This is a genomic window from Micromonospora sp. RTP1Z1, assembly GCF_033804685.1.
GTDB lineage: Bacteria > Actinomycetota > Actinomycetes > Mycobacteriales > Micromonosporaceae > Micromonospora.
The window spans coordinates 1-26,852 of sequence record NZ_JAPFQV010000081.1; the positions used below are offsets into that span (position 1 = coordinate 1).

Consider the following 26,852-nt stretch of genomic DNA (forward strand, 5'->3'; position numbering starts at 1 on the left):
TCGCCAGGGCGCCGCGCTGACCCTGGTGGGTGCCGTCTCGTACGCATTCCGGGGCGCGGTCGTCGGCAGCCTGCTGGGGGACGCGATCTCGCTGAGCGTGCGCGGCCCGGACGTCGTCGCCGCGGCCGCGACCGTGCTGCTCGGCACGGCCGCCGTGGCCGACGTGCTCTATCTCGGCATCCGCGACCGGGCCGCCGAGCTGGCCACCCTGCGGGCGATCGGCTGGACCGACGCGGCGCTCGGCCGGCTGATCGGCTACGAAGGTCTCGCGCTCGGTGGGCTCGGCGCCGTCACCGGGGCCCTGCTGGGCCTGCTCGGCGCGGTGGGCCTGATCGGTTCGCTGCCCGGCAGCCTGCTGCTGGTGGCCGCCGTCACGGCGGCCGCCGGCATCGTCGTCAGCTGCCTGGCGGCGCTCCTGCCGGCGACCCTGCTGCGCCGGCTCCCGACCGCCCGGCTGCTCGCCGAGGAGTGACGAGCAGCCGACGCGTCGGGGAGGTCCGGTCCGTGCCGGCGTCGGTCAGGACGCCGTCGGGCTGGCGGTGCGGACGTGGGCGGCGATGCGCTCGGCGACCTCACGGGCCGTCGCCTCGCTGGCCGCCTCGACCATGACCCGGACCAGCGGCTCGGTGCCGGACGGGCGCAGCAGCACCCGGCCGGTCTCGCCCAGCTCGGCTTCGGCCCGCTCCACCTCGGCGCGGACGGCCGGCGCGGCGGCGCCCACGGTACGGTCGCCGACCGGCACGTTGATCAGCACCTGGGGCAGCTTGGTGACCACCGAGCCCAGCTCGGCGAGGGACTTGCCGGTGGCGGCCATCCGGGCCATCAGGTGCAGGCCGGTCAGGACTCCGTCGCCGGTGGTGGCGTACGCCGGCATGACGACGTGGCCGCTCTGCTCGCCGCCGAGCGCGAGGCCGGAGGCGCGCAGCTCCTCCAGGACGTACCGGTCGCCGACCTTGGTCTCGACCAGGCGGATGCCCTGCGCGGACATCGCCAGCCGCAGGCCGAGGTTGCTCATCACCGTCGCCACCAGTGTGTCCTGGGTCAGCTCGCCGGCGTCCCGCATGGCCAGCGCCAGGATGGCCATCAACTGGTCGCCGTCGACCTCGTCGCCGTCGGCGGTCACCGCGACGCACCGGTCGGCGTCGCCGTCGTGGGCGATGCCCAGGTGCGCGCCGTGCTCGACCACGGCGGCGCGCAGCGTGTCGATGTGGTTGGAGCCGCAGTCGTCGTTGATGTTGAGCCCGTCCGGCTCGGCGTGGATCGCGATCACCTCGGCGCCCGCCTCCCGGTACGCCACCGGGGCGACCTCGGCGGCGGCGCCGTTCGCGCAGTCCACCACGACCTTGATCCCGTCCAGCCGGTGCGGCAAAGTGCCGACGAGGTGCTGGACGTAGTGGTCGGCGCCGTCCAGCAGGTCATGCACCCGCCCGACGCCGGCCCCGATGGGGCGGTCCCAGGCGGTGGTGGCGTTTGCCTCGACGGCCGCCTCGATCCGCATCTCGATCTCGTCCGGCAGTTTGTGCCCACCGGCGGCGAAGAGCTTGATCCCGTTGTCCGGCATCGGGTTGTGCGAGGCGGAGAGCATCACACCAAGGTCGGCCTTGGCCTCCGCGGTGAGGAACGCCACCGCGGGGGTGGGCAGCACGCCGACCCGCACCACGTTGGCGCCCGCGCTGGTCAGGCCGGCCACCACGGCCGCCTCCAGCATCTCGCCGCTGGCCCGGGTGTCCCGTCCGACCACGGCGAGCGGCGGATGACTCTTGTCCGTCTCGGCGAGCGTGTGGGCGGCGGCCACCGCCACCGCGAGCGCCAACTCCGGGGTGAGATCCGCGTTCGCCCGCCCGCGTACCCCGTCCGTGCCGAACAACCGGCCCATACCCGCCAACCTCCGATAAACGGTCCCAGGGAAAGGCGAACGGCCGGGCGACCTCCCGTTCGAGGGAGGCGGACCCGGCCGTTCGTCAGAAGTACAACGCGCTGGTGGTGATCAGCGCTTCGAGTACTGAGGAGCCTTACGGGCCTTCTTGAGGCCGTACTTCTTGCTCTCCTTGACCCGGGCGTCCCGGGTAAGGAAGCCGGCCTTCTTGAGGGCCGGGCGGTCGTCGGGGTCGTTGAGGATCAGCGCCCGGGCGATGCCCAGCCGGAGCGCACCGGCCTGGCCGGTGGTGCCGCCGCCACGCAGGTTGGCGATGACGTCGAACGCCTCGGGCTTCTCGGCGGTCACCAGCGGGTCCTTGATCAGCTGCTGGTGCACCTTGCTCGGGAAGTACGCCTCGAGGTCCTGGCCGTTGCAGGTGATCTTGCCGGTGCCCGGCACGATGCGGACCCGGACGATGGCCTGCTTGCGCCGACCCACAGTCTGGATCGGGCGGTCACCGCGCGGCGCGCGGGCGACGGGCGCCGGCGCCTCGGTGGCCTCGGGGGCCTCCGGGGCCTCCGGGGCCTCGGGGGCAACCTCGATCTCGGTGATGTCGGTCATGCTGCTTCCTTCGCCCGCGCTCACTGCGCGATCTGCTTGATCTCGAACGGCAGCGGCTGCTGCGCGCCGTGCGGGTGCTCGGCACCGGCGTAGACCTTCAGCTTCTTGATCAGCTGACGGCCGAGCTTGTTGTGCGGGAGCATGCCCTTCACGGCCAGCTCGATCGCCCGCTCGGGACGCTTGGTCAGCAGCTCCTCGTAGCCGATCTGCTTGAGACCACCCGGGTAACCCGAGTGGCGGTAGGCAACCTTGGTCTGACGCTTGTTGCCGGTCAGCGCAACCTTGCCCGCGTTCACGACGACGACGAAGTCGCCCGTGTCGACGTGCGGCGCGAAAGTCGGCTTGTGCTTGCCGCGCAGCAGCGTGGCGGCGTGGGTGGCCAGGCGGCCCAGCACGACATCAGAGGCGTCGATAACGTGCCACTGACGCTCGATCTCACCCGGCTTCGGGCTGTACGTACGCACAGGTCTACCTTGTCTCGTCGTCGGTCTGGGGTCGCGCGCCGATTTGACCAGGCGCGCACGAACGACCAAGCGTACCTGATGCGGCACGCTTCTGGATGTCGTACAACAGCAGGCAACGATACCCGGCGCCCTGTCCGCAGGTCAAAACGGGGGGTCACCGAGCGCTACCTGCGCTCGGGCGATGGCGCAGGTCACACGCCGGCCAGTCGGCGCGGCCCCCGGCGGAGGTAGACCGCCCAGGTCACCACGAAGCAGAGCGCGTACCAGCCGATGAAGGCCAGGTAGGCGCCGTCCGCGTTCCCGGAGGTCAGGAAGGACTGCCGGAAGGCGACGTTGACCAGCACCCCGCCGGAGGCGCCGACCGCGCCGGCGATACCGATCAGCGCCCCGGTCAGCCGCCGGGCCCGCCGCTGCGCGGCCTCCGGGCCACCGGTCAGCTCGACCTCGGCCGCCGCCCGGGCCCGGAAGATCGCCGGGATCATCTTGTACGTCGAGCCGTTGCCGATCCCGGAGAAGACGAACAGGGACAGGAACCCGGCCAGGTAGAGCGACAGCGACCGGTCCCGGGCCGCGTACAGCACCAACCCGGCGCCGGCCGCCATGGCGACGAAGTTCCAGAAGGTCACCCGGGCCCCGCCGAGGCGGTCGGCGAGCTGCCCGCCGAGCGGCCGGACCAGCGAGCCGACCAGCGGCCCGAGGAAGGTCAGCCAGGCCGCGTCGACCGGGGTCGGGAAACGCTCGTGGAACTGGAGCTGGAGCACCTGCCCGAAGGCGAAGCCGAACCCGATGAACGAGCCGAAGGTGCCGACGTAGAGCAGGGACATCACCCAGGTGTGCGGGTCCCAGGCGGCCTCGCGCAGCGCGCCGGGCTCGTTGCGGGCCCCGGGGAGGTTGTCCAGCCAGCGCGCCGCGGCCAGCGCGGCCAGCACGATCAACGGCAGGTAGACGGCGGGCACCAGCCGCGGGTACGCGGCCCCGGCGGTGGCCAGCACCGCCAGTCCGACCAGCTGCACCGCCGGTACGCCGAGGTTGCCGCCACCGGCGTTGAGCCCGAGCGCCCGGCCTTTGAGCCGGTCCGGGAAGAAGAGGTTGATGTTCGCCATCGAGGAGGCGAAGTTGCCCCCGCCCACCCCGGTCAGGCAGGCCAGCACCATCAGCGTGGTGTACGACACGCCGGGTTCGAGCAGCAGCGCCATCGGCACCGCCGGCACCAGCAGCAGCAGTGCGCTGACGATGGTCCAGTTCCGGCCGCCGAAGCGGGCCACCGCCAGGGTGTACGGCAGCCGCAGCAGCGCGCCCAGCGCGGCCGGTACGGCGGTGAGCAGGAACTTCCCGGCCGGGTCGATGCCGTACGCCGGGCCGAGGAAGAGCACGGTGACCGACCAGAGGCTCCACACCGAGAAGCCGACGTGCTCGGCGAAGATCGAGACGTACAGGTTGCGCCGGGCGACCGGGGCGCCGGTCGTACGCCAGAATCCCGGGTCCTCGGGGCGCCAGTCGGTGATCGGCGCCCGGCGCCCGGCGGCGGCCGGGGCTGCGGTGGCGGCGGGGGCGAGTGTGCTCACGGCGGCTCCTCTTCGTCGATGCGACGAGGAGAACGCTAGGAACGGGCGGTTTCCCGGCGGTGCCCGTCGGGGGTCGTTCCGGAAACGGGGATCGCACGTCCCCCGGGGGCCGGTGGTGAGGCGGGTCAGATCTCCTGGAGGATGCGCAGCGCCCGGCCCACCCGCTGCATGGTCTCCGTGTCGGCCACGTCCACGCACTCGGTGAACCACTTCTTCATGGGCGAGGAGAGCCGATCCGGCATCACCACCCAGCGGCCCATCACCACCGCGAGGGGCGAGTCCCGCAGCAGCGACTCGTCGACCACCTCGGCCACGATCACGATGGGCACGTCCGTGGAGTTGTAGACGTCGGAGCTGATCACCAGTCCGAGCCGTTCGCGGGCGCCCTCGATGCGCCAGACCTCGCCCCTACGCAGCACGCGGGCGCCCACCGAATAGCGCGTCGTCGACCATGGCGACCTCGTGGGCGTCGGCGAGGGCGGCGGACTCCAGATCCAGGCCGGCGCGACCGACGGCGGCGGCGTGCGCGGTGAAGACCTCGCGCAGCGCCTTCTCCCGGGCGGCCTGGTCCATCCAGGCGGAGAGCGACAGCCCTTCGCGCTTGGCGAACCGGCGCGCCTCCTCGATCGTGTCGTCGGAGAACGAGAGCGTCACCTTGGCAGTCATGCCGCCGAGATTACCGCTGGGTATGACCAGCGGTCATCCCAGCGGCCGTCCGCTCCGCCCGGGACGCCAGAACGCCCACCGCCGACATTCCCGGCGAACTGGCCGCTCCGACAGAATCCTCGGCGCCGCGCAGCAGGTGCGGCAGCGCGGCCGGGTCAGGCCGCCCGAGGGTCGGACCCGGTGGTCTCGTGCGGTGTGAGGCGCTCTTGACAGGACCGAAACAGAAGGGACCCGGACCGGAAACCGCCCGGCGGCACGCTTTCCCGACATGACAGACGGTGCACGGGTGGCGACGCGACCGGGGGCGGACTCCCGGGAGGCGGCGACCCACTGCCCGTACTGCGCGCTCCAGTGCGGGATGACGCTGCGCGAGACCGACGGGCGGATCGAGGTGCTCCCCCGCCAGTTCCCCACCAACCGCGGCGGCCTCTGCCAGAAGGGCTGGACCGCCGCCGAGCTGCTGGACCACCCCGAGCGGCTGACCACACCACTGCTGCGTGACCCGGCCACCGGCGAGCAGCGCCCGGCGAGCTGGGACGAGGCGCTGGACCGGGTGGCCGCCGGCATCCGCACCATCCAGAGCGGACACGGCCGGGACGCCGTGGCGGTCTTCGGCGGCGGCGGGCTGACCAACGAGAAGGCGTACGCGCTCGGCAAGTTCGCCCGGGTGGCGCTGCGGACCCGGCACATCGACTACAACGGCCGCTGGTGCATGTCCTCGGCGGCGGCCGCCGGCATCCGGGCATTCGGCGTCGACCGGGGGCTGCCCTTTCCCCTCGCGGACCTCGGCCGGGCGGAGACCCTGCTGGTGGTCGGCGCCAACCCGGCGGAGACCATGCCGCCGCTGATGCGCCACCTCGCCGACCAGCGGCAGCGCGGCGGCCGGATGATCGTGATCGACCCCCGGGTGACCGCGACCGCCCGCCAGGCCGACCTGCACCTGCAACCGCTCCCCGGCACCGACCTGGCGGTGGCCAACGCGCTGCTGCACATCGCGCTCACCGAGGGCTGGCTCGACCGCGAGTACGTGGCCGCCCGCACCACCGGCTTCGACGCCGTCCGCCGCACCGTGGCCGGCTACTGGCCGGCGGAGGTGGAACGGCTCTCCGGGGTGCCGGTGGCCGACCTGGAGGCGACCGCCCGGACACTCGCCACCGCCGGCAGCGCGATCATCCTCACCGCCCGCGGCGCCGAGCAGCACGCCAAGGGCGTCGACACGGTCACCGCCTTCGTCAACCTGGCGCTCGCCCTCGGCCTGCCCGGCCGCCCCGGCTCCGGGTACGGCTGCCTCACTGGACAGGGCAACGGCCAGGGCGGCCGCGAGCACGGGCAGAAGGCCGACCAGCTCCCCGGCTACCGGCGGATCGACGACCCGGCGGCCCGGGAGCACGTGGCCGGGTCTGGGGCGTACCGGCCGCCGACCTGCCCGGGCCGGGGGTGCCGGCGTACCGGCTGCTGGACTCGCTCGGCACGCCGGACGGCCCGCGGGCGCTGCTGGTCTTCGGCTCCAACCCGGTGGTGTCGGCGCCCCGGGCGGCCCGGGTCGAGTCCCGGCTGCGCGACCTGGACCTGCTGGTCGTCGCCGACTTCCTGCGCTCCGAGACGGCCGCCCTGGCCGACGTGGTGCTGCCGGTCGCGCAATGGGCCGAGGAGGACGGCACGATGACCAACCTGGAGGGTCGGGTACTGCGCCGCCGCGCGCTGCGCGAGCCGCCACCCGGCGTCCGCACCGACCTGGCGGTCCTCGCCGGCCTCGCCACCCGGCTCGACGCGCCGGCGGCGTTCCCGACCGACCCACGGGCGGTCTTCACCGAGCTTCGGCGGGCCTCGGCCGGCGGGCCGGCGGACTACGCCGGCGTGACCTGGGACCGGATCGACGCCGAAACCGGCGTCTTCTGGCCCTGCCCCGACCCGGACGGCCCGGACACCCCCCGGCTCTTCGCCGACCGCTTCCCCACCCCGAACGGGCGGGCCCGGTTCCACCCGGTGACCCACCGGCCCGCCGCCGAGGAGGTCTGCGCCGACTACCCGCTGCACTTCACCACCGGGCGGGTGCTCGCCCAGTACCAGTCCGGCACCCAGACCCGACGGGTCACCGCGCTGCGCCGGGCCGCGCCCGGCGCCTTCGTCGAGCTGCACCCGGACCTGGCCGCCCAGCTCGGCGTCGCCGAGGGCGAGGAGGTACGGGTCGTCTCCCGCCGCGGCGAGCTGCGCGCCCCCGCCCGGGTCAGCCCCACGATCCGGCCGGACACCGTCTTCGCGCCGTTCCACTGGGCCGGCGCCGGCCGCGCCAACTCGGTCACCAACGACGCGGTCGACCCGATCTCCGGGATGCCCGAATTCAAGATCTGCGCGGTACGGGTGGAGAGGGTGGAGCCGTGAGCGAACGGGTGGTCGTCGTCGGGTACGGGATGGCCGGATCCCGGCTCGCCGCCGAGCTGCACGCCTGGGGCGGGGACCACAAGGTCACCGTGCTCGGGGCCGAGCCGCACCGGGCGTACAACCGGATCATGCTCTCCACCCTGTTGGCCGGGAAGATCGCCGAGCCGGACGTGGAGCTGGCCGAGGTCGCCGGGCAGGGCGTGGACGTGCGTACCGGGGTGGCGGTCACCGCGATCGACCGGGCCGCCCGCGAGTTGCACACCGACGACGGCGACCACCACGCCTACGACCACCTGGTCCTCGCCACCGGTAGCCGGGCCGTGGTGCCGCCGCTGCCCGGGCTCGACCCGCTGCCCGAGCGGGTGGTGCCGTTCCGCACGCTGGACAACTGCCGGCGCATCCTGGCCGCCGCCCGGGGCGCCCGCCGCGCCCTGGTGCTGGGCGGCGGGCTGCTCGGCCTGGAGGCGGCGCGCGGGCTCGCCGCCCGAGGGCTGGACGTGACGGTGGTGCACCCCATGGGCCACCTGATGGAGCGGCAGCTCGACCCGACCGCCGGCGCGGTGCTCGCCGGCAGCCTCGCCGGACTCGGCGTGCGTACCGTGCTGGCGGTTTCGGCGACCGGGGTGGCCGCGGACGCCGACCGGGTCCGCCTCGACCTCGCCGACGGCCGGTCCCTCACCGCCGACCTGCTGGTCGTCTCCTGCGGGGTACGCCCCGACACCGGCCTCGCCGCCGCGGCCGGACTGACCGTCGAGCGCGGCGTGGTGGTGGACGACCGGATGCGGACCAGCGACCGGCGGATCTCGGCGATCGGCGACTGCGCCCAGCACGACGGCGCGCTGACCGGGCTGGTCGCCCCGGCCTGGGCCCAGGCCCGGGTGGTGGCGCAGGTGCTGGCCGGCGGCGACCCGCTGGCCCGCTACCGGCCCCGGCCGGTGGTGACCCGGCTCAAGGCGGCCGGCATCGACCTGGCCGCGATGGGCGACGCCACCGACGGCCCGGCGGCCGACGGGCCGGTGGAGGAGCTGACCTTCGCCGACCCGGCCCGGGGGACGTACGCCCGGTTGCGGATCCGCGACGAGCGGCTGACCGGGGCGATCCTGCTCGGCGACAACCCGGCGATCGGCACCGTGGTGCAGCTCTTCGACCGGGGTGCCCCGGTGCCGGCGGACCGGCGGTCGCTGCTGCTCGGCCGGGCCTTCGGCGCGGTCCCCGCCGCGCCCGCCACGTCCCCGGCGCTGATGCCGGACGCGGCCACGGTCTGCCAGTGCAACGACGTCAGCAAGGGGGCGCTGGTGGCCTGCTGGCGCTCCGGCGCCCGGACGGTCGACGCGCTGTCCGGGGCGACCCGGGCCGGCACCGGCTGCGGCGGCTGCCGGGACGCCCTCGCCGGCATCGTCGACTGGCTCGCCGGGGCCGAACCGGTGGCGACGCGATGACCGGGCGACCCGCCCCGGGCGCGACCACCGGGCGACCTGACGGAGCGACGACCCGGCGGTCCGGCGGGAGCGTGACCGCCGGGTGGACCGGTGGAGGGGACGGGATGGACGGCGACGCTGCGGAGGTGACGGGATGAGCGGCGGCGATCTGGTCGTCATCGGCAACGGCATGGTGGGGCAGCGCTTCGTCGAGGCGCTGCGCGCCCGGGACCACGACCGGCGCTGGCGGGTGACGGTGCTCGCCGAGGAGCCTCGGCCCGCGTACGACCGGGTTCGGCTCTCGGCCTTCTTTGACGGGGTGAGCGCCGAGGAGCTGAACCTGCACACCCCCGACGACGGGGTGGCGCTGCGGCTCGGCGAGCCGGCCACCGGGATCGACCGGGCGCGGCGGGTGGTGATCACGGCGGCCGGGGAGCACCGGTACGACGCGCTGGTGCTCGCCACCGGGTCGTACGCCTTTGTGCCCCCGGTGGACGGCACGGACCTGCCGGGGGTCTTCGTCTACCGGACGCTGGACGACCTGGCGGCGATCCGGGCGCACGCCGCGGGTCGGCGGACCGGCGCGGTGATCGGCGGCGGCCTGCTCGGCCTGGAGGCGGCGAACGCGTTGCGGCTGCTCGGCCTCACCACCCAGGTGGTCGAGTTCGCGCCCCGGCTGATGCCGGTCCAGGTGGACGAGGCGGGCGGGGCGATGCTCCGCCGCCACGTCGAGGAGCTGGGGGTCACCACGCACCTCGGGGTGGCCACCACCGCGCTCCGCCCCGGCCCGGACGGCGCGGTGGCGGCCCTGAAGCTCTCCGACGACAGCACGGTCGACGCCGACCTGGTCGTCGTCGCCGCCGGCATCCGGCCCCGCGACGAGCTGGCCCGGGCCGCCGGCCTGCCGCTCGGGCCGCGCGGCGGGGTGCTGGTCAACGCGACCTGCCGTACCTCCGACGAGCGGATCTGGGCGGTCGGTGAGTGCGCGGCCGTGGACGGCACCTGCCACGGGCTGGTCGCCCCCGGGTACGCGACGGCCGAGGTGGTCGCCGACCGGCTGCTGGGCGGGTCGGCCACCTTCCCCGGCGCGGACACCGCCACCAAGCTCAAGCTGCTCGGCGTGGACGTGGCCTCGTTCGGGGACGCGCACGGCACCACCCCCGGCTGCCTGGACGTCACCTTCACCGACCCGGCCACCCGGTCGTACGCGAAGCTGGTCCTCTCCGACGACGCGCGGACGCTGCTCGGCGGCGTGCTGGTCGGGGACGCGACCGCGTATCCGACGCTGCGGGCCGGCGTCGGCGGGCCGCTGCCCGCTCCCCCGCTGGCGCTGCTGGCGCCCGCCGGCGGGGCGGCCGCCGGGGCCGGCGCGCTGCCCGGCGCGGCGCAGGTCTGCTCCTGCAACGCGGTGACGAGGGACGACATCGACGGGGCGATTGCCGGCGGCGCCCACGACGTGCCGGCGGTGAAGGCGTGCACCCGGGCCGGGACGAGCTGCGGCTCCTGCATGCCGATGCTGAAGCAGCTCCTCAACGCGGCCGGGGTGAAGCAGTCCACCGCGCTCTGCGAGCACTTCGACGCCAGCCGGCAGGAGCTGTTCGACGTGGTCCGGGTGCGCGGGATCCGCACCTTCTCCCAGCTCATCGCCGAGCACGGGCGGGGACGCGGCTGCGACATCTGCAAGCCGGTGGTGGCCTCGATCCTGGCCTCGCTCGGCACCGGGCACGTGCTCGACGGCGAGCAGGCCTCGCTGCAGGACACCAACGACCACTTCCTGGCCAACCTGCAACGCGACGGCAGTTACTCGGTGGTGCCCCGGATCCCCGGCGGGGAGATCACCCCGGAGAAGCTCATCGTGATCGGCGAGGTGGCCCGGGACTTCCGGCTCTACACCAAGATCACCGGCGGGCAGCGGATCGACCTCTTCGGGGCCCGGGTCGAGCAGCTGCCGCAGATCTGGCACCGGCTGGTCGACGCCGGCTTCGAGTCCGGCCACGCGTACGGCAAGGCGCTGCGCACGGTGAAGTCCTGCGTGGGCGAGACCTGGTGCCGGTACGGGGTGCAGGACTCGGTCGGGCTGGCCGTCGCGCTGGAGCTGCGCTACCGGGGACTACGCGCCCCGCACAAGATCAAGTCGGCGGTCTCCGGCTGCGCCCGGGAGTGCGCCGAGGCCCGCAGCAAGGACTTCGGCGTCATCGCCACCGAGACCGGCTGGAACCTCTACCTCGGCGGCAACGGCGGCTTCCGGCCCCGGCACGCCGACCTCTTCGCCACTGATCTATCCACAGAAGCGCTGATTCCGCTAATCGACAGATTCTTGATGTATTACATCCGCACCGCCGACCGGCTGCAACGCACCGCGGCCTGGATCGAGGCGATGGACGGCGGCCTCGACCACCTGCGCGCGGTGATCGTGGACGACTCCCTCGGGCTCTGCGCCGACCTCGACGCGGCGATGGCCCGGCACGTGGCGTCCTACTCCGACGAGTGGCGGGACGTCCTCGACGACCCGGACCGGCTGCGCCGGTTCACCTCGTTCGTCAACGCCCCGGACGTGCCCGACCCCTCGATCACCTTCGCGGTGGAACGCGGCCAACCCGTGCCGGCGCGCGGAGCCCCGCCGGCGGCCGGCGCCGAACGCCGCCGCCAGCCGGTCGCGCTCGGCCTTCCGGCGGTACGCCGATGAGCCCGACGAGCACCCTGGACTGGACGCTGGTCTGCCCCCTCGACCGGCTGGACCCCGACCGGGGCGTCGCCGCGCTGGTCGACGGCGTGCAGGTGGCGCTCTTCGCCACCGGCGGCGAGCTGTACGCGGTCGACAACCTCGACCCGGTCGGCGGCGCGTACGTGATGTCCCGGGGCATCGTGGGCAGCCGCGGCGGCGTGCCGACGCTCTCCTCCCCGCTGCACAAGCAGGTCTACGACCTGCGGACCGGGCGCTGCCTGGACCTGCCGGACGTGACGCTGCGACGGCACGAGGCCCGCTGTCGGGGCGGGGTGGTCGAGGTGCGGCTGCGACAGGAGGAGTGATGCGGGACGAACTGGCCGGCTTCACGATCGGGGTGACCGCCGACCGGCGGCGGGACGAGCTGGCCGCGCTGCTCCAGCGGCGCGGCGCCCGGGTGGTGCTCGCCCCGGCGTTGCGGATCGTCCCGCTCGCCGACGACACCGACCTGCGCGAGGCGACCCGGGCCTGCCTCGACCGGCCGCCGGACATCCTGATGGCGAACACCGGCATCGGGATGCGCGGCTGGCTGGAGGCGGCGGAGGGCTGGGGGCTGGCCGAACCGCTGCGCTCGGCGCTCAGCCAGTCGTACGTGGTGGCCCGCGGGCCCAAGGCGCGCGGCGCGATCCGGGCCGCCGGCCTGCACGACCAGTGGTCGCCGGCCTCGGAGAGCTGCGACGAGGTGGTGGAGCACCTGCGCCGGCGCGGGGTCGCCGGACAGGTCATCGCCATGCAGCTGCACGGCGACCGGCAGCCGGAGTGCACCGCCGCGCTGGAGGACGCGGGGGCCACGGTGATCGAGGTGCCGGTCTACCGCTGGGCCGCGCCGACCGACCCGGCGCCGCTGCACCGGCTGATCGACCTGGTCGCCGGCCGGCTGGTGGACGCGGTCACGTTCACCTCCGCCCCGGCCGCGGAGGCGCTGCTGCGGGCGGCCGGGGACCGTACCGAGACGGTGCTGGAGGCGCTCCGCGGTGACGTGCTGGCCAGCTGCGTCGGCGCGGTCACTGCGGAGCCGCTGGTCCGGCGGGGGGTTCCGGTGAGCGCGCCCAGCCGGGCCCGGCTCGGGGCGCTGGTCCGCACGATCGTCGACGAGCTGCCGCGTCGGACGGTCAGCGTCAAGGCCGCCGGTCACCTGCTCACCCTGCGCGGGCACGGGGCCGTGGTCGACGGGGAGCTGCACCCGCTCGCCCCGGCGCCGATGGCGGTGCTGCGGGCGCTGGCCCGCAGCCCGGGCCGGGTGCTGTCGCGGACGGCCCTGCTGCGGACGCTCCCGCGGGGCGCCGACGAACACGCGGTGGAGATGGCCGTGGCCCGGCTCCGGGCCGGCCTGCGCGCCCCGCGCGTGGTGCAGACGGTGGTCAAGCGCGGCTACCGGCTCCGGGTCGACTGACCGGCGTTCCGCAGCAGCTGCCGCGGGCCGAGGTGTCAGCGAGCGTCTGACACCCCGGCCTGCCCGACACCGAGTCGATGGACCCGCCACCGGGGCCGCACCCCGGAGGGCTCAGCCCACCGGGGCCGGGTAGCCCCGGCCGTGCTCGGCCTGGAGGCGGAGCATGGCGTGCTCCACGACCGTCACCAGCACCTGCTTGACCGAGTCCCGCCGCCGGGCGTCGCACATCACCAGCGGCACGTCCGGCGGGATCGCCAGCGCCTCGCGGACCTCCTCCGGCTCGTAGTGCGACGCGTCGTCGAACCGGTTCAGCGCCACCACGTACGGCAGGTTGCGGTTCTCGAAGTAGTCGAGCGGGGCGAAGGCGTCGGTGATCCGCCGGGTGTCGACCAGGACGGCCGCACCCACCGCACCCCGGATGATCTCGTCCCACATGAACCAGAAGCGGGTCTGGCCCGGCGTGCCGAACAGGTAGAGGATCAGGTCCTGGGCCATGGTGATCCGGCCGAAGTCCATGGCGACCGTGGTGGTCTCCTTGCCGGGCACCTTCGACGGGTCGTCGATGCCCACGCCGGCGGCCGTCATCAGCGCCTCGGTGGTCAGCGGAGTGATCTCGGAGATCGCTCCGACCAGGGTCGTCTTGCCCACGCCGAAGCCACCCGCGATCACGATCTTCGCGGAGATGATCTCCCGGCTGCGGCGCGCCCCGGCGGGGTCATAGTTCGCGAAGTCCACTTAGCACCCTTCCAAGCAGGTTCATCCGCTCCTCGAATCCCTCGACGGGAGCGGCGGTGTGTAGCGTCAGCAGGCCCTCGGCCACCATGTCGGCGACCAGCACCCGGGCGACGCCCAGCGGCATCCGGGTGTACGCGGCGATCTCCGCGAGTGACTGTGCCCGGCCCTCGCAGACCGTGGCGATGCGGTACTTGTCGTGCCCGGCGAACCGCGCCTCGGCTATCTGGGTGGGTGTACACGACAGCACCGCCTCCAGCGCGATGTTCTGCACCGGCTCGGTGCGGCCACGGGTGACCGCGTACGGTCGCACCAGCGCGCCGCGCGGGTCCCGCCGTGGTTCCATCTCGCGATCACCTCCCTCAGTACGGAGCCGGGCCGGCTCCGGATCACCTGGTCACGCGCGATCCGGTCAGGACCGGACGGCGTCGCGGGGCAGCGGCACCAGGGCCGCCCCCACCCGCTCCACCAGCAGCGCCATCTCGTAGCCCACCTGGCCGACGTCGCAGCTGCGCGCGGCGAGCACCGCCATCGACGAGCCGTCGCTGATCGACATCAGGAACAGGTATCCGCTGTCCATCTCGATCACGGTCTGGAGGACGCCGCCCGCGCTGAACATCCGCGCTGCGCCCTCGGTCAGGCTCACCACGCCGGCCGTGATCGCGGCGAGCTGGTCCGCCCGGTCCCCGGGCAGATCCCGGGAGGAGGCGAGCAACAGCCCGTCCGCGGACACCGCCACCACGTGGGCGATGCCCGCCACGCTGTCGGCGAAGTTGGTGAGCAGCCAACCCATGTCCTGCATGGCCGCTGGCCTGTTCATCGGTTCGTCTCCTTGGTCGAGGTGCTGTTCAGGTCCGCGCCGGCCGTCCGGCCCCGCTGCACTCCGCGGTGGTATGCCGACAGTAGGCCGCGTACTTCGTCCGGCGTGCGCCGGCTGCGGGACCGGCCCCCCTTCGGCTCGATGCCGCCGGGGACGAGCTGAGCCTGCGGCACCCGCTTCGGCAGACCGGAGCGGGTGGTGCCGCCGGTGGTCGGCTCGGAAGCCTGGGTCGCCCGCGTCCAACCCTCGTCGGCCGCCGTCCGCCAGGCGTCCGCGGGCGGCGCCGACGTCGGCGTGGCGGCCGACGCCGAGTGGGCAGGCGGCGCGGAGGCCGGCGGCACGGGCGGGGGCACGGCTGCGGCGGGCGGCACGGGCGACGCCGCCGGCGGGGCGTACGGCGGGGGCGACGTCACGCCGGCCGCCTGGGCGCCCGGGGTACGGGTCGGCAGCGGCGAGCGCGACGCCGCGGCGCCCGGCTGCTGCCCGGCCGGGGCCAGCGCGTCGTCGAACCGGGGCCGCGTGAAGATCGTCGTCTCGTCGTCACCATGGGAGCGGAACCAGACCGCCTCCATCTCCCGGAAGATCGGCGCCTCGGCCGGCCGGGCGACCACCGGGGTGGCCGCGGCCGGCGCCGACGGCGTCGCCGCGGCGGGCGGGGCGGCCGGCGCCACCGGGGCGACGCCGCCCGGCCCGGCGATCGGGCCGACCGGGAGCGCCGGACCGGTGGACTCCCCGCCCGGGGTCCGCTTCGGCAGCCCGCCGATGGTGCGATGGGCGCCGGTGGGCGTACCCACCGAAAGGCCGCCGCTGGAGGCGTTGGCCGGCGGTACGGGCGCGGCCGGCGTGGTGGGCAGGCTCGGCAGCGTGCCGGTCGCGCCGCCCAGCTGTACTGCGGGGCCGGTGTCCCGCGCCTCGGTCTGCCCCTGCCAGCGGGCCGGCGCGGGCGGCGGGGTACGCCACTGGTCGGTGAGGGTGGCCGCGGCGGTACGCCCGGCACCGGCCAGCGGGTCGGCGTGGCCCGCCAGGGCCAGCGGCGTCTGCCCGACGGCCAGCGGCTGGCGCGGCCGGGCCAGCGGCGCCGGGTCGTGGCCCCGGTCCGCCGGCAGCAACACCGTGGAGTTCGGCAGGGTCACCTGGGCGACCGTCCCGCCGTCCACGTTCCGCCGCAGCTCGACGCGGATGCCGTAGCGGGCGGCGAGCCGGCTCACCACGGCGAGGCCCATCAGCCGGAACGCGGCCACGTCCACCGTCGGGGGGCCGGCCAGCCGGCGGTTCAGCGAGTCGAACTGCTCGTCGGTGAGGCCCAGACCGCGGTCCTCCACCTGGATCAGCACGTAGTCCCGGATCCGTCGGCCGTCGGCCACCACGGTGGTGTTCGGCGGGGAGAACCGGGTGGCGTTGTCCAGCAGCTCGGCGACCAACCGGACCACGTCGTTCACCGCGTGCGCGGCGACCGAGACGTCGGTGTCGACCGTGCCGAACTCGATCCGGTTGTAGAGCTCCACCTCGGACTGGGCGGCCCGCAGCACGTCCACCAGGAGCGCGTCGTCGCGGCGCGGCACGGCCGAGTCGGCACCGGCCAGCACCAGCAGATTCTCGTCGTTGCGACGCATCCGGGTGGCCAGGTGGTCCAGCTCGAAGAGCTGGGCGAGGCGCTTCGGGTCCTCCTCGCCGCGCTCGATCGCGTCAAGTTCGCCGATCATCCGGTCGACCAGGGTCTGACTGCGCCGGGCCAGGTTGAGGAACATCGCCGACACACTGGTCCGCAGCGCGGCCTGCTCGGCCGCCACCCGGACGGCCTCCCGGTGCACCACGTTGAAGGCCACCGCCACCTGGCCGACCTCGTCGCGGTTGCTGAGCTTGATCGGGTCCCGGACCTGCCTGACGATCTCGTCAACGCCGCCGTCGTCGAGGGCGCCGATGTTCTGCAGGCGGCTGACCGCCTCCGGCAGCTCGTGGTTGGCCACCGTGAGGGCGCCCTCGCGCAGCCGGCGCAGGGAGTGGTTGAGCGAGCGGGCGAGGACCACGGCGAGCGTCACCGCGATGATCAGGGTGAGCAGCACGAGCGCCGTCTCGACGACCGCCTGCCGGAGGACCTCCGTACGCGCCGCGTCGGCCTCGGCGAGCAGCCGGTCCTGGAGCTGGATCTCGGCCCACCGCATCAGGTCGCCGACCGCGCCGATGGCGGCGGAGGCGTCGTCCCGGGTGACCAGCGGGCGCTGCCCGACCGACCGGGACAGGTCGGCCGAGACCCGGTCGGAGAGCTGCACCGCGTCGCCGGAGACGGTGCTGTCGACCAGGGTCCGCTGCTCCGGCTCGGCGGAGCGCGCGAAGGAGAGCAGGGCCTCCTGCTGGCTGGTCAGGGTCGCCACCAAGGAGGAGAACTGCTCCTCGTCGAGCCGCCCGGAGGCCAACGCGGTGAAGGCCACCGCCTGCTCCTCGGCGACGGCCGCCTTGGCGTGGGCGAACGCCGCCACCGCCCGGCGGGCGTCGGCCAGGCTCTCCCCACCGGGCTGCTGGGCGAGGGTGTCGCCGTATGAGACGAGGTCGGTGAGGATGACGCCGTAGCGCAGGCCCGCCTCGGCCACCGGCATCTGCTGCCGGTCGAGCACCTCCTGCCGGGTGCCGTTCAGCGTCGCCAGGTGGTCGTCGATGACCGTGAGCCGGTCCCGGACCGAGGCCGGCAGCGCGTCGAGCTGACCGCGCTCCTCGCGGTACGCCGTGATCCGCTCGTCGGTGCGGCGGACCCGCAGGTTGTAGTCGTCGGGCTTCTGGTCGGGCACGGCCAGGTAGGCGGCGGCTGCCATCCGTTCCTTGTGCAGGTCCTGGTTGAGCGCCGAGAGGTCGATCGAAAGCGCGGTGAGGGAGCGGATCCGGGTGGCGTCGTAGGCGCCCTCGCCGACCGAGACGAGTCGGAGTGTCGCCAGTGCGATGACAGCGGCGACCGGGACGACCAGGATGAGGGCGAGCTTGGAACGGATCCGCGCGTCCCGCAGCCGGGGCAGCCGTCGTCGCCGGTTCCGCAGGTCGGCACCGGGGCTCTCGGGCAGGGTCGTAGGTCCGGTGCTCACGACATCGCCTCCGTCGTTTCTTCCACGCCTGACCCGCTGACCCGTGCCTGGTGCAGCGGCCAGCGCCACGCGCGGCACGGCCGCGATTTCACCAGAGAAGATCCCGTTTGGGAAGCCGCAGTGGGGCAGGAAACGGTCGGCAGGCGCTCAAGCCGGTCTCCGGTCAACTATTACCTTCGTTTCCGCAGCCCTCTGAACAGGGCATGTGCATCCAGAGTGCTCGGTCGATGCTGCAAAGTGAGTGACGGTAAACATTCGATGTCCCCATCATGTGGGATGAGCGTCCCGAAACAGCTCCCCGACTTCCGCGCTTGACCACAGGGCCCGGCGTTGGCAAGGTTTTGCAGGCTTCGCGCACACCGTACGGCAGACCAATCCCGTTCTCTACTGAGGACGGACAAGCGGCGGTGATCGGGCAGCACCCGCGCCGCACCTGGAGGACTGAGTTGAGCCCCATCCGCTCCGCGAGCATCGCGGCGCTCGCATCGGCCGTGCTGGCCACCACGCTCACCGGCTGCCAGTTCGGCGAGGAGCAGCAGGACACCAGCCCGATCGTGATCGCCGCCGACCTCGAACTCTCCGGCGCCTCGGCACCGACCGGCAAGGTGTACCAGCGGGCGCTGGAACTGAAGGCCGAGCAGTTGAACTCCTCCGGCGCGCTGGGCGGCCGGAAGATCGAGCTCAAGGTGAAGGACAACCGCTCGGACGCCGCCGAATCCTTGCGCAACATCAACGATTTCAGCAGCGACTCACACGTCAGCGCCATCATCATGGGCGGCTGCAACGAATGCGCGGTCGGCGCGGTACGCGCGATCGACGAGAAGCGTATTCCGACGATCGCGCTCGCCTCCTCCGGCGCCATCACCGAGCCGGTCGCCGACCGCCGGTACGTCTTCAAGCTGGCCCCGAATGCGACCGACAGCGCCGCCGCGCTGACCACCGAGTTGGCCCGGCGCAACATCCGCAAGGTGGCCGTGCTGCACAGCGCCGACAACTACGGCCAGGAAGGGCTGAACGCGCTGAGCCGCGAGTTCGACAAGGCTGGCATCCGGCTGCTCGGCGCCAAGGCGGTACGCACCACCGACGTCACCAGCCAGGTCGCGGAGCTGGTGGAGCGGAAGCCGCAGGCGCTGATCGTCTGGACGCCGCCGGAGCAGGCGTCGCTGGCGGCCGCCAGCGCCCGGCAGGACAAGTTCGCCGGAGCGCTCTTCTTCGACGCGTCGGCCGCGGGCGACCTCTTCCTCGGCGCCTCGGCGCGGACCACCGAGAAGGCGACCCTGATCTTCACCCAGACCATGGTGATCGACGACGTCATCGCCACCACCCCGGCCAAGGCGGCCCGCCGCCAGTGGTTCCAGGACTACACCGCCCACTTCGGCGGGTACAACGGCTTCTCGTCGTTCGCCGCGGACGCGGTCCAGCTCGTCGCGGACGCCGAGCTGCGCGCCGGCGGGGAGCCCGGCCGGGTGGACCGGAACGCCCTGCGTGACGTCCTGGAGACGGCGCAGCTGGACGGCCTCTCCGGCCCGATCCGGATGACCCCGGACAACCACTCCGGCCTGATGCCCCAGGCGCTGACGACCCTGGTCGCCCGCGGCGGCCGCTGGCGCCTCGCCGGCTGAGCTCGTCGAGATCCTGGCGGGAAGTGGCCCCCGGAAGGGCGACTTCCCGCCAGGATCTCCCCGGTCAGCGGGATGAGGTGGTGGCGCGCACCCAGGGGAGGGCGCGACGCTCGACGAGGCTGAGGGCGGAGTAGAGCAGGATGCTCATCAGGGCGATCAGCACGATCGCCGCCCAGGCCGTCGCGGTGTCCCCGATCCCGTTGTACTGGAGGATCTGGTAGCCCAGCCCCGGCTTGTCCGAGTAGAACTCCCCGATCACCGCGCCGATCGCGGCGAGCGGCATCGCCACCTTCAACCCGACGAAGATCTGCGGCAGGGCGGACGGGAAACGCACCTTGCGGAACGACTGCCACCAGGAGGCGTTCAGCGACCGGGCCAGGTCGGCCAGGTCGGCCGGGGTGGTGGTCAGCCCGGTCGCGGTGGAGAGCACGATCGGGAAGAAGCAGAGCAGGAACACCATGGTCAGGATCGGCTTCTGACCCCAGCCCACCGAGACCACCAGCAGCGGGCCGAGCGCGATCTTCGGCACCGCGTTGATCGCCACCAGCAGCGGCGCGAACATCCGCTCCACCCGCCGGGAGGCGGCCAGCGCCATGCCGATCAGCACGCCGGCCACCGAGGAGAGCAGGAAGCCGAGGACGGTCATCGCGGTGGTGATCCCCAGCGCCGGCAGCAGCACGTCGCTCTTCCCGGTCAGCGCGCTCCACACCACCTGCGGCGGCGGCAGGGACGCGGGATGGACCAGGTGCAGACCCGACGTGACCGTCCACCACACGGTCACCGCGATCAGCAGCCCGAGCGCCGGCAGCCCCACCACCGCCGGGCGTACGCCGAGCCGGCGCGACCCGGCCGGCTCCGGCGCGGACTGGTCCGGCGGTGGCGTACCGGCCCAGGTCCCGATCAACTCCGTCAACGTGTCCTCCTCTGCAAGGCCGGCCCCACGGCCGGCACGCGAAGGGGGTGCGCCCCACCGGAACCCCCGGCGGGCCGCACCCCCGATGTCCGGGTCGACCGGTCAGGCCTTCGGCGCGAGGTTGAAGTCGATGATCTGGTCGGGGGTCAGGTTCTGCTTGAGGGCGCCCGCGCCCTGCAGCAGCGCGATGCTCTTGGCGACCCGGCCGCTGTCCAGGGTGCCCAGGGCGGTGCCGGAGTTGCTGGACCGGACGTAGGCGGCCATCAGCTGCAGCTCGGCGGCGGCCGCGGCCGGATTGGTGGCGTCCACGTTCTTCTTCAGGATGTCCGCCGCCTCCTGCGGGTTGGCCAGGGCGTACTCCAGGCCCTTGAGCAGCGCCGCGGTGAAGCGCTTGACCATCTCCGGCTTCTCCTTGGCGATCTTCGTGGAGGTGATCAACGCGTTGCCGTAGAGGTCCTGCATCACGCTGCTGTAGGGCAGCACGACCGGCTTCTTCTTGGTCACCGCCTCGACGGTGGGCTGGCCGACCACGAACTGGCCGATGCCGTCGACAGTGCCGGAGGCGAGTGTGCCCATCAAGGTCGCCGGCTCACCGTTGACCCAGGTCACCTTGCTGGCGTCGATGCCGGCGAGCTTCGCGTACGTCGGGAAGAGGTTGCGCACGACGGAGCTGGGGGTGTCGGCGAGCTTCTTGCCCTCCAGGTCCTTCGGGGTGGCGATGTTCTTGCCCTCGACCGAGACGATCGCGGCCATGGTGCGCTGCTGGATCGCGGCAACCGCGACGAAGTCCTTGGCCTGGCCGTTGCCGAGCTGGAGCAGGCCACCGGTCAGGTCGATCGGGCCGAAGTCGGCCTGCCCGCCGACCACGTTCTGGATGACGAAGCCGGTGCCCTGACCGGGCTTGATGTCCACGTCGAAGCCGGCGTCCTTGAAGAAGCCCTTCTCCTTCGCCACCCAGGCGTAGGAGTCCCGGCCGAAGTTGCCGAAGGACGTGAGGTACGTCACCTTCTCCAGCGCCGCGCCGTTCCCGCCCTTGGCGTCCTCGGACTTGTCCGAACCGCTGCTGCAGCCGGAGACCAGGGCGAGGGCGGTGGCCAGCGCGGCCGCGGCGACCGTACGGGTCAGCCTTCTCATCAGTGCACCATGTCCTTTCCGACCAGGTCATCGTCACCCGGACGGGTCGTGGGTCCGACGGTGCCGGCAGGAGGGGGCAGCCGACAGGACCGTCGTGAGGGGACTATTCGCGGGCACAGCGTACGAGAAGGCCAGCATCGTCGGGCCAGGCGTACCAGTTGCGGAACGGAAACGAAGTTGCGTGCCGGAAACTGACGATCGTCCATCTCGGACGGTGCTATAGGGACATCGCTCGGTTAGCCTTACCGAGCTCGTGCTCGTCGAGCGGGAGGGAGCCGGCCGAGATGATCAAGTTGTCCGCGGTGTCCCGCACCTTCGACGGCCGCTCCGGGCGGGTCGAGGCGCTGCGTGACATCGATCTCGACGTCACCGAGGGCGAGTTCGTCGCCGTCCTCGGCCGCTCCGGCTGCGGTAAGTCGACCCTGCTCCGCATGATCGCCGGGCTGCTGCCGGTCACCGGGGGCGAGATCGACGTCGCCGGCACACCGATCACCCGACCACGTCGCGACATCGCCATGCTGTTTCAGCGGCCCGCCCTGCTGCCCTGGCGCTCGGTGCTGGACAACGTCCTGCTCCCGGTCGAGATCTTCGGCTGGAGCCGGGCGAAGCACCGCGAACGGGCCCGGGAACTGCTGGACCTGACCGGCCTCGGCGGCTTCGAGAAGCGCCTGCCGCACGAGCTCTCCGGCGGCATGCAGCAGCGGGTCTCGCTGTGCCGTTCGCTGATCGGCGAACCGCGGGTGATGCTGATGGACGAGCCCTTCTCGGCGCTCGACGCGCTCACCCGGGAGGAACTCTCCGGCGAGCTCCAGCGGGTGCACATGGAGAAGAAGGCGACCATCGTCTTCGTCACCCACTCGATCGACGAGGCGGTGCTGCTCGCCGACCGGGTCGTCGTGCTCAGCCCGCGCCCCGGCCGGATCCGCAAGGTCGTCGAGGTGGACATCCCCCGGCCCCGCACCCTCGGCCGCAACGCCCACCTGGCCGAGGTGGCCCGGCTCAGCGCCGACCTGCACGAGCTGTTGATGGAACGCCAGGCCCCGGACCCGGGCGTGCCGGCGCAGACCGACCCGGCGGACCCGGCGGCGCTGACCGACCCGGCGAAGGCGCCGGCCCGGTCCGGCACGGAAGGGCGGTGACCATGCGGGTATCGGTCTTCACCGAGCCGCACCGGGGGGCCAGCTACGACGACCAGCTCCGCTTCGCCCGGTTGGTCGAGGCGGCCGGGTTCGAGGGCTTCCTCCGGGCCGACCACTACCAGTCGATGGGCGACGACCCCGGCCTGCCCGGCCCCACGGACGCCTGGCTGACGCTGGCCGCGCTGGCCCGGGAGACCTCCCGGATCCGGCTCGGGACGCTGGTCAGCTCGGCCACCTTCCGGCTGCCCGGGCCGCTGGCCGTGATGGTGGCCCAGGTCGACCAGATGAGTGGCGGCCGGGTCGAGCTGGGCATCGGCGCCGGCTGGTACGAGCGGGAACACCTCTCGTACGGCATCCCGTTCCCGCGCGTCGGTGAGCGGTTCGACCGGCTGGCCGAGCAGCTCGAGATCATCACCGGTCTGTGGCGCACCCCGCTCGGCGAGACGTACAGCTACACCGGCGAGCACTACCGGCTGGTGGACGCGCCCGGGCTGCCCAAGCCGGTGCAGCAGCCCGGCCCGCCGGTGATCGTCGGAGGCCGCGGCCCGAAGCGCACCCCCGAGCTGGCCGCCCGGTACGCCGACGAGTTCAACATGCCGTTCAAGACCGTCGCCGAGACGGCCGGCGCGTACGAGCGGGTGGCCGAGGCGTGCGCCTCCACCGGCCGTACGGAGTCCGGGCGGGCGCCGCTGGTGCTCTCCGCCGGGATCGTGGCGGCGATCGGCCGGACCGACGCGGAGGCGCAACGGCGGGCCGCGCCGCTGCACGTCAAGAGCGCCCTGCCGCCGGAGGACCCGGTGATCGGGTCCCCGGCGCAGCTGGTCGACCGGCTCGGCGAGTTCGCCGCGATCGGCGCCACCCGGGTGCACCTGCGGCTGATCGACTTCGCCGACCTCGACCATCTGGAGCTCATCGCCGCCGAGGTGCTCCCCCAGCTGGACGGAACCCGATGACCGAACTCTCCCAGGACCTTGAGCTCGGCCCGGTGGGCCAGGAGATCGTCTACGAGAACGACCGGGTGCGGGTCTGGCACATCCGGCTGGAGCCCGGCGAGCAGCAGCCGCTGCACCGGCACGACCACCCGTACCTGGTGGTGGCGATCGAGGGCGCGAAGAACGTGGTGCAGACCGTCGACGGCACCCGGATCGACGCCGACGAGCCGACCGGCGGGGTGGTCTACCGCGACCCGGGCGCCGTGCACATCCTCACCAACGTCGGGGACACGACCTATCTGGCCCGCCTGGTCGAGCTGAAGTAGCCAGGCCGGAGGTATGCGCCGCGCCGCGCTGCGTCAAGGTGGCGATCGGGCGCACCGGGCCGTAACGTGCCCGACATGGCCTTTCGGACGTGGGGCAGGCTGCTGCTCACGGCGCTTGGAGTGAGCGCGCTGGCCGGAGCCGGCCAGCTCGGCATCGCGTACGGGTTCGGCATCGTGCGCCTCAACGGCGCGTTCACCGACGGCTCCGTCAACCGGTGGCCGGCCCAGCTCGTCTGGGTTGCCTGGTTCGCGGCGGTCGCCGCGGTGGCCGGCGCCGTCGGCACCGAACGTCTCGCCCGCCGGGACGGCGTCCCGGGCGGCACCACCGAACAGTTCTCGGTCGCCGGGGCCGCCGCGCTCGGCGCGATCGTCGTCGCGCCGTTGTGCATGCAGCCCGCCCGCGCGGCCGAGTTCGGCGGCACGGTCGACCCGGTCTGGGCGGTCGGCATCTGCGCCATCCTCGGCGCGGTGGTCGGCGCCGGGGCGGCGCTCGCCGTACTGCTGAACCCGCCGCTGGGCTGGAACATCGCGATGACGGGCGGCCTCCTCTGGCTGCTCGCGCTGGTCTCGGTGGCGCCGGCGCTGGCCTCGACCGGGCCGCTGTCCACCGCACGCCTCGGGGTCCTGGAACCGTCGTGGCTGGACACCGCGACGGCCCAGCGCCTGGCCATGCTGCTGCTGCCCACGGTGGCACTGCTCGCGGGCGCGGCGGTCGGCGCGCTGGCCCGCCGACGCGGCCACCCGCCGCTGGTCGGCGGCGCCGCGGGCGCGGCCGGCCCGGTGCTGGTGGCGTTCGCCTACCTGACCGCAGGCCCGGGCGACGCGGCCGACCGGTACCAGCTCGCGCCCTACTACGGAGCGCTGATCGCGGTCGCCGCCGGTGCGCTCGGCTCGACGGCCGCCACCGTGCTGCGCCGACCGTCGGAGGTCCCGGCGACCGACGCCATCGAGCCGACCGACATCCTCCAGCCCCTCCCGACCGGGCCGGCCTCCGCGTCAACGGGGTCTTCGGTCGACCGGACTGAGGAGGCCCTGGCCACGGTCGGTACCGGCGGACCGACCACCGCCGACCTCGACAGCTTGCCGGCCGCCCGGGGCACCGACCCGGCCGGCGCCGACCGCCCCACTCCCGCGCACTGGGACTGGCCGGTGGCGTCGAGCGGCACGCCGACACCGGCACCGGCCGGTTCCGCCCGGCCGACCATTTCGCCGGACACCCGCTTCGGCGACGACCGGGGCCCGGCCATCCCCGCCCCGATGCCCACCGACGACCGCGACGTCGCGACCCCGGCCCCCGCCTCCCCCGTCGACGACCCGATCCGCTTCGTCGGCAGCCCGGCTCCCGGCGCCGTGGCCGCCGACCGCACGATCGGTTCGCCGGCTGCGGGCGGGGCCGGTCCGGTGATCGAACGGGACGCCGACGACCCGGCCCAGAGCCTGCCGGCGCCCACCCCGCTGTCCTCGGCGCGGCGCATCTCGGCCGTCGACGTGGTCGCCGCCGGCCGGACGCCCGCGCCGAAGGCGACGCGACCCGGTACGACCCCAGCCGGGACGGCGTCACCCGCCCACTCGACCGACACCGCTGCGCCCACGCCGGCCGAGGCAGCGGCACCCACGTCGGCCCGAACCGCGGCGCCCCGGCGCTCGGCCGGGAGAGCGACGCCCCCGACGGACGTCAAGGGTCCTGCCCCCACTCCCGACGTCACGGCTCCGGCCGCCACGTCCAGGGGTGCGGCGGCCGGCATCGAGGCGCCGGCCGGCACACCGGAGGCGGACGTGGCCGGACCGGGAGCCGAGGCATCGGGCGGCGCCGCCGGGACCGGGCTGCCCGCCTCGCCCGCCGGGTCCGGGTCGGCATCGCCGGCGTCGGCGCCGGGCCGACCGAAGAGGGCCCGCAAGTCGCGGTCGGTCGCCGCCGACGCATCGACCGCCGCTGTCACCACGGACCTGCCGGGAAGCCCCTCGCACTCGACGCCGACCGCCACATCGGCCACCCGGCTCTCCCCGGCCCCCGCCGCCGGGCAGTCCCGCACCGCCGACCGGTCCGGCACCGCCGACCAGGCCACCACCGTCGACCGGTCCGGCACCGCCGATCCGGCCAGCGCCGCCGACGAGGCCACCGCCGCGGACCGCGCCGGTACCGCCGCCCGGTCCGGCGTCGCGCCGGGATCCACGACGGACACCGACCGACCCGGCGGGAGGGGGCTGGCCTCGCCGCCCGCCGACCCGCCGTCGGCAGCGGCGCCCCCCGGTACGCCGGCCGAGGCCGGGCACGGCTTCTCGCCGCGCCCCCGCCTGCCGATCTTCGAGGACGACGCGGATCGGCGCGGCGACGTCCGGCCGGCCTGGCCGGCCCCGCCCCGGCAGGCCGCCGCGCCGACCGGTTCGACCGGAGACGCCACCACCGCCGGCGCTGAGAGCGACGCCCCGGTCGAGCCGGCGCCGCGCCCCCGGCACCGCGCGCTGCCCGACCTGGGCCGGGCGGCCAGGTGGGACGCCCTCGCGAACGCGCGGCGCGGCGCCGGGCCGAACGCGGTCGAGTCGACGCCGGCCGATTCCCCCGCCCCCGTCGATGAGCGGGCGCGCCACGACGACGACCCGGCGCCGGAGACGGACGATCCGGCTCCGGCCGCAACCGGTGGGGGCGAGGAGGCCGACGCCGGCAAGCCCCGGCCCCGTCGCGGCCTGTTCCGGCGGAACCGGGCGAAGGGCGGCGAGGAGAGCACGGCGGAGCGGAACAGCCGCGAGCCGGAGCCGGTACCCGCGCACGACGAGGAGTACGTCGACTGGGTCGCCGGGCTGGGCCGGCCGGGCGCGGAGAGCGACTCCGGTTCGCTGCGTACCGGGCGGCACCACCGGGACTGACCGGCCCGCCGGTCCGGCCGACCGCACGAAACGACCCGGCCGGCGTCACCTCAGGCGAGCGGCAGGTAGACCCGGCCGCCGGAGGAGAGGAACTCCTCCGACTTGTCCTTCATGCCCCGGGCGGCGTACTCCTTCAGCTCCTGGGTGATCTTCATGGAGCAGAACTTGGGCCCGCACATTGAGCAGAAGTGCGCGGTCTTCGCCGG

The 26,852-nt window shown here is 74.0% G+C and carries 22 protein-coding genes and 1 pseudogene; 11 read left to right on the forward strand and 12 right to left on the reverse strand.

Annotated features, from left to right (window positions below):
• The coding region (locus tag SLP03_RS28250; RefSeq protein ID WP_319463687.1) for an FtsX-like permease family protein at positions 1-472 on the forward strand (472 nt) is incomplete at its 5' end.
• A gap of 45 nt (positions 473-517) precedes the next feature.
• Here the strand turns inward: SLP03_RS28250 and glmM are convergent.
• From glmM to SLP03_RS28280, 6 genes are all read right to left on the reverse strand, one after another.
• Positions 518-1,876, reverse strand: a complete 1,359-nt coding sequence (gene glmM / locus SLP03_RS28255; protein WP_319463688.1) for a phosphoglucosamine mutase — start codon at positions 1,874-1,876, stop codon at positions 518-520.
• Positions 1,877-1,987: 111 nt separating this feature from the next.
• Positions 1,988-2,479, reverse strand: coding sequence for a 30S ribosomal protein S9 (gene rpsI / locus SLP03_RS28260; protein WP_319463689.1), 492 nt, complete (start codon positions 2,477-2,479; stop codon positions 1,988-1,990).
• Positions 2,480-2,499: 20 nt separating this feature from the next.
• Complete coding sequence (gene rplM / locus SLP03_RS28265) at positions 2,500-2,943, reverse strand: 50S ribosomal protein L13 (RefSeq protein WP_319463690.1); 444 nt, start codon at positions 2,941-2,943, stop codon at positions 2,500-2,502.
• Between the two features lie 191 nt (positions 2,944-3,134).
• Positions 3,135-4,508, reverse strand: coding sequence for a nitrate/nitrite transporter (locus SLP03_RS28270; RefSeq protein ID WP_319463691.1), 1,374 nt, complete (start codon positions 4,506-4,508; stop codon positions 3,135-3,137).
• 125 nt (positions 4,509-4,633) lie between these two features.
• Entirely contained in the window at positions 4,634-4,939 is a 306-nt protein-coding gene (locus SLP03_RS28275; protein WP_319463692.1) for a hypothetical protein, read from the reverse strand.
• Positions 4,917-5,174 carry a DUF6364 family protein gene (locus tag SLP03_RS28280; protein ID WP_319463693.1) on the reverse strand — a complete coding sequence of 86 codons (258 nt, stop codon included), beginning with the start codon at positions 5,172-5,174 and terminating at the stop codon, positions 4,917-4,919. The genes SLP03_RS28275 and SLP03_RS28280 overlap by 23 nt, the downstream gene beginning before the upstream one ends.
• Before the next feature lie 358 nt (positions 5,175-5,532).
• On the opposite strand from SLP03_RS28280, the pseudogene SLP03_RS28285 reads away from it, so the two are divergent.
• From SLP03_RS28285 to SLP03_RS28305, 5 genes and pseudogenes are all read left to right on the forward strand, one after another.
• A pseudogene (locus SLP03_RS28285) lies at positions 5,533-7,556 on the forward strand (molybdopterin oxidoreductase family protein).
• On the forward strand, positions 7,553-8,995 hold the full coding sequence (locus SLP03_RS28290) for an FAD-dependent oxidoreductase (protein ID WP_319463694.1): 1,443 nt from the start codon (positions 7,553-7,555) through the stop codon (positions 8,993-8,995). The pseudogene SLP03_RS28285 and the gene SLP03_RS28290 overlap by 4 nt, the downstream one beginning before the upstream one ends.
• A 133-nt stretch (positions 8,996-9,128) precedes the next feature.
• Complete coding sequence (nirB, locus tag SLP03_RS28295; protein WP_319463695.1) at positions 9,129-11,660, forward strand: nitrite reductase large subunit NirB; 2,532 nt, start codon at positions 9,129-9,131, stop codon at positions 11,658-11,660.
• Positions 11,657-12,004, forward strand: a complete 348-nt coding sequence (gene nirD, locus SLP03_RS28300) for a nitrite reductase small subunit NirD (RefSeq protein WP_319463696.1) — start codon at positions 11,657-11,659, stop codon at positions 12,002-12,004. Before nirB ends, nirD begins: the two co-directional genes overlap by 4 nt.
• Positions 12,004-13,092 carry a uroporphyrinogen-III synthase gene (locus SLP03_RS28305; protein WP_319463697.1) on the forward strand — a complete coding sequence of 363 codons (1,089 nt, stop codon included), beginning with the start codon at positions 12,004-12,006 and terminating at the stop codon, positions 13,090-13,092. The genes nirD and SLP03_RS28305 overlap by 1 nt, the downstream gene beginning before the upstream one ends.
• A gap of 111 nt (positions 13,093-13,203) precedes the next feature.
• Here the strand turns inward: SLP03_RS28305 and SLP03_RS28310 are convergent, their stop codons facing one another.
• The 4 genes from SLP03_RS28310 to SLP03_RS28325 all read right to left on the reverse strand — a co-directional run bounded on the left by SLP03_RS28310 (position 13,204) and on the right by SLP03_RS28325 (position 17,715).
• Positions 13,204-13,827 (reverse strand): ATP/GTP-binding protein, encoded by a 624-nt coding sequence (locus tag SLP03_RS28310; protein WP_319463698.1) that lies wholly within the window; start codon positions 13,825-13,827, stop codon positions 13,204-13,206.
• A complete protein-coding gene (locus tag SLP03_RS28315) occupies positions 13,808-14,170 on the reverse strand; it encodes a DUF742 domain-containing protein (RefSeq protein ID WP_319463699.1) in 363 nt (120 codons plus the stop codon). The genes SLP03_RS28310 and SLP03_RS28315 overlap by 20 nt, the downstream gene beginning before the upstream one ends.
• Positions 14,171-14,236: 66 nt before the next feature.
• Entirely contained in the window at positions 14,237-14,644 is a 408-nt protein-coding gene (locus tag SLP03_RS28320; RefSeq protein ID WP_319463700.1) for a roadblock/LC7 domain-containing protein, read from the reverse strand.
• Complete coding sequence (locus SLP03_RS28325) at positions 14,641-17,715, reverse strand: sensor histidine kinase (protein WP_319463701.1); 3,075 nt, start codon at positions 17,713-17,715, stop codon at positions 14,641-14,643. Before SLP03_RS28325 ends, SLP03_RS28320 begins: the two co-directional genes overlap by 4 nt.
• Before the next feature lie 446 nt (positions 17,716-18,161).
• On the opposite strand from SLP03_RS28325, the gene SLP03_RS28330 reads away from it, so the two are divergent.
• On the forward strand, positions 18,162-19,337 hold the full coding sequence (locus SLP03_RS28330) for an ABC transporter substrate-binding protein (protein ID WP_319463702.1): 1,176 nt from the start codon (positions 18,162-18,164) through the stop codon (positions 19,335-19,337).
• 64 nt (positions 19,338-19,401) lie between these two features.
• On the opposite strand, the gene SLP03_RS28335 is transcribed toward SLP03_RS28330, so the two are convergent.
• Together SLP03_RS28335 and SLP03_RS28340 are read right to left on the reverse strand one after the other, a co-directional pair.
• Positions 19,402-20,250: an ABC transporter permease gene (locus SLP03_RS28335; protein WP_319463703.1), complete on the reverse strand. Its 849-nt coding sequence runs from the start codon at positions 20,248-20,250 to the stop codon at positions 19,402-19,404.
• A gap of 102 nt (positions 20,251-20,352) precedes the next feature.
• A complete protein-coding gene (locus tag SLP03_RS28340; RefSeq protein ID WP_319463704.1) occupies positions 20,353-21,384 on the reverse strand; it encodes an ABC transporter substrate-binding protein in 1,032 nt (343 codons plus the stop codon).
• Between the two features lie 284 nt (positions 21,385-21,668).
• On the opposite strand from SLP03_RS28340, the gene SLP03_RS28345 reads away from it, so the two are divergent.
• The 4 genes from SLP03_RS28345 (at position 21,669) to SLP03_RS28360 (ending at position 26,646) form a co-directional block, all read left to right on the forward strand.
• On the forward strand, positions 21,669-22,523 hold the full coding sequence (locus SLP03_RS28345; RefSeq protein ID WP_319463705.1) for an ABC transporter ATP-binding protein: 855 nt from the start codon (positions 21,669-21,671) through the stop codon (positions 22,521-22,523).
• 2 nt (positions 22,524-22,525) lie between these two features.
• Positions 22,526-23,476 (forward strand): LLM class F420-dependent oxidoreductase, encoded by a 951-nt coding sequence (locus SLP03_RS28350; RefSeq protein WP_319463708.1) that lies wholly within the window; start codon positions 22,526-22,528, stop codon positions 23,474-23,476.
• Positions 23,473-23,781 (forward strand): cupin, encoded by a 309-nt coding sequence (locus tag SLP03_RS28355; protein ID WP_319463706.1) that lies wholly within the window; start codon positions 23,473-23,475, stop codon positions 23,779-23,781. Before SLP03_RS28350 ends, SLP03_RS28355 begins: the two co-directional genes overlap by 4 nt.
• 75 nt (positions 23,782-23,856) lie before the next feature.
• A complete protein-coding gene (locus SLP03_RS28360) occupies positions 23,857-26,646 on the forward strand; it encodes a hypothetical protein (protein ID WP_319463707.1) in 2,790 nt (929 codons plus the stop codon).
• Positions 26,647-26,852: the final 206 nt, after the last annotated feature.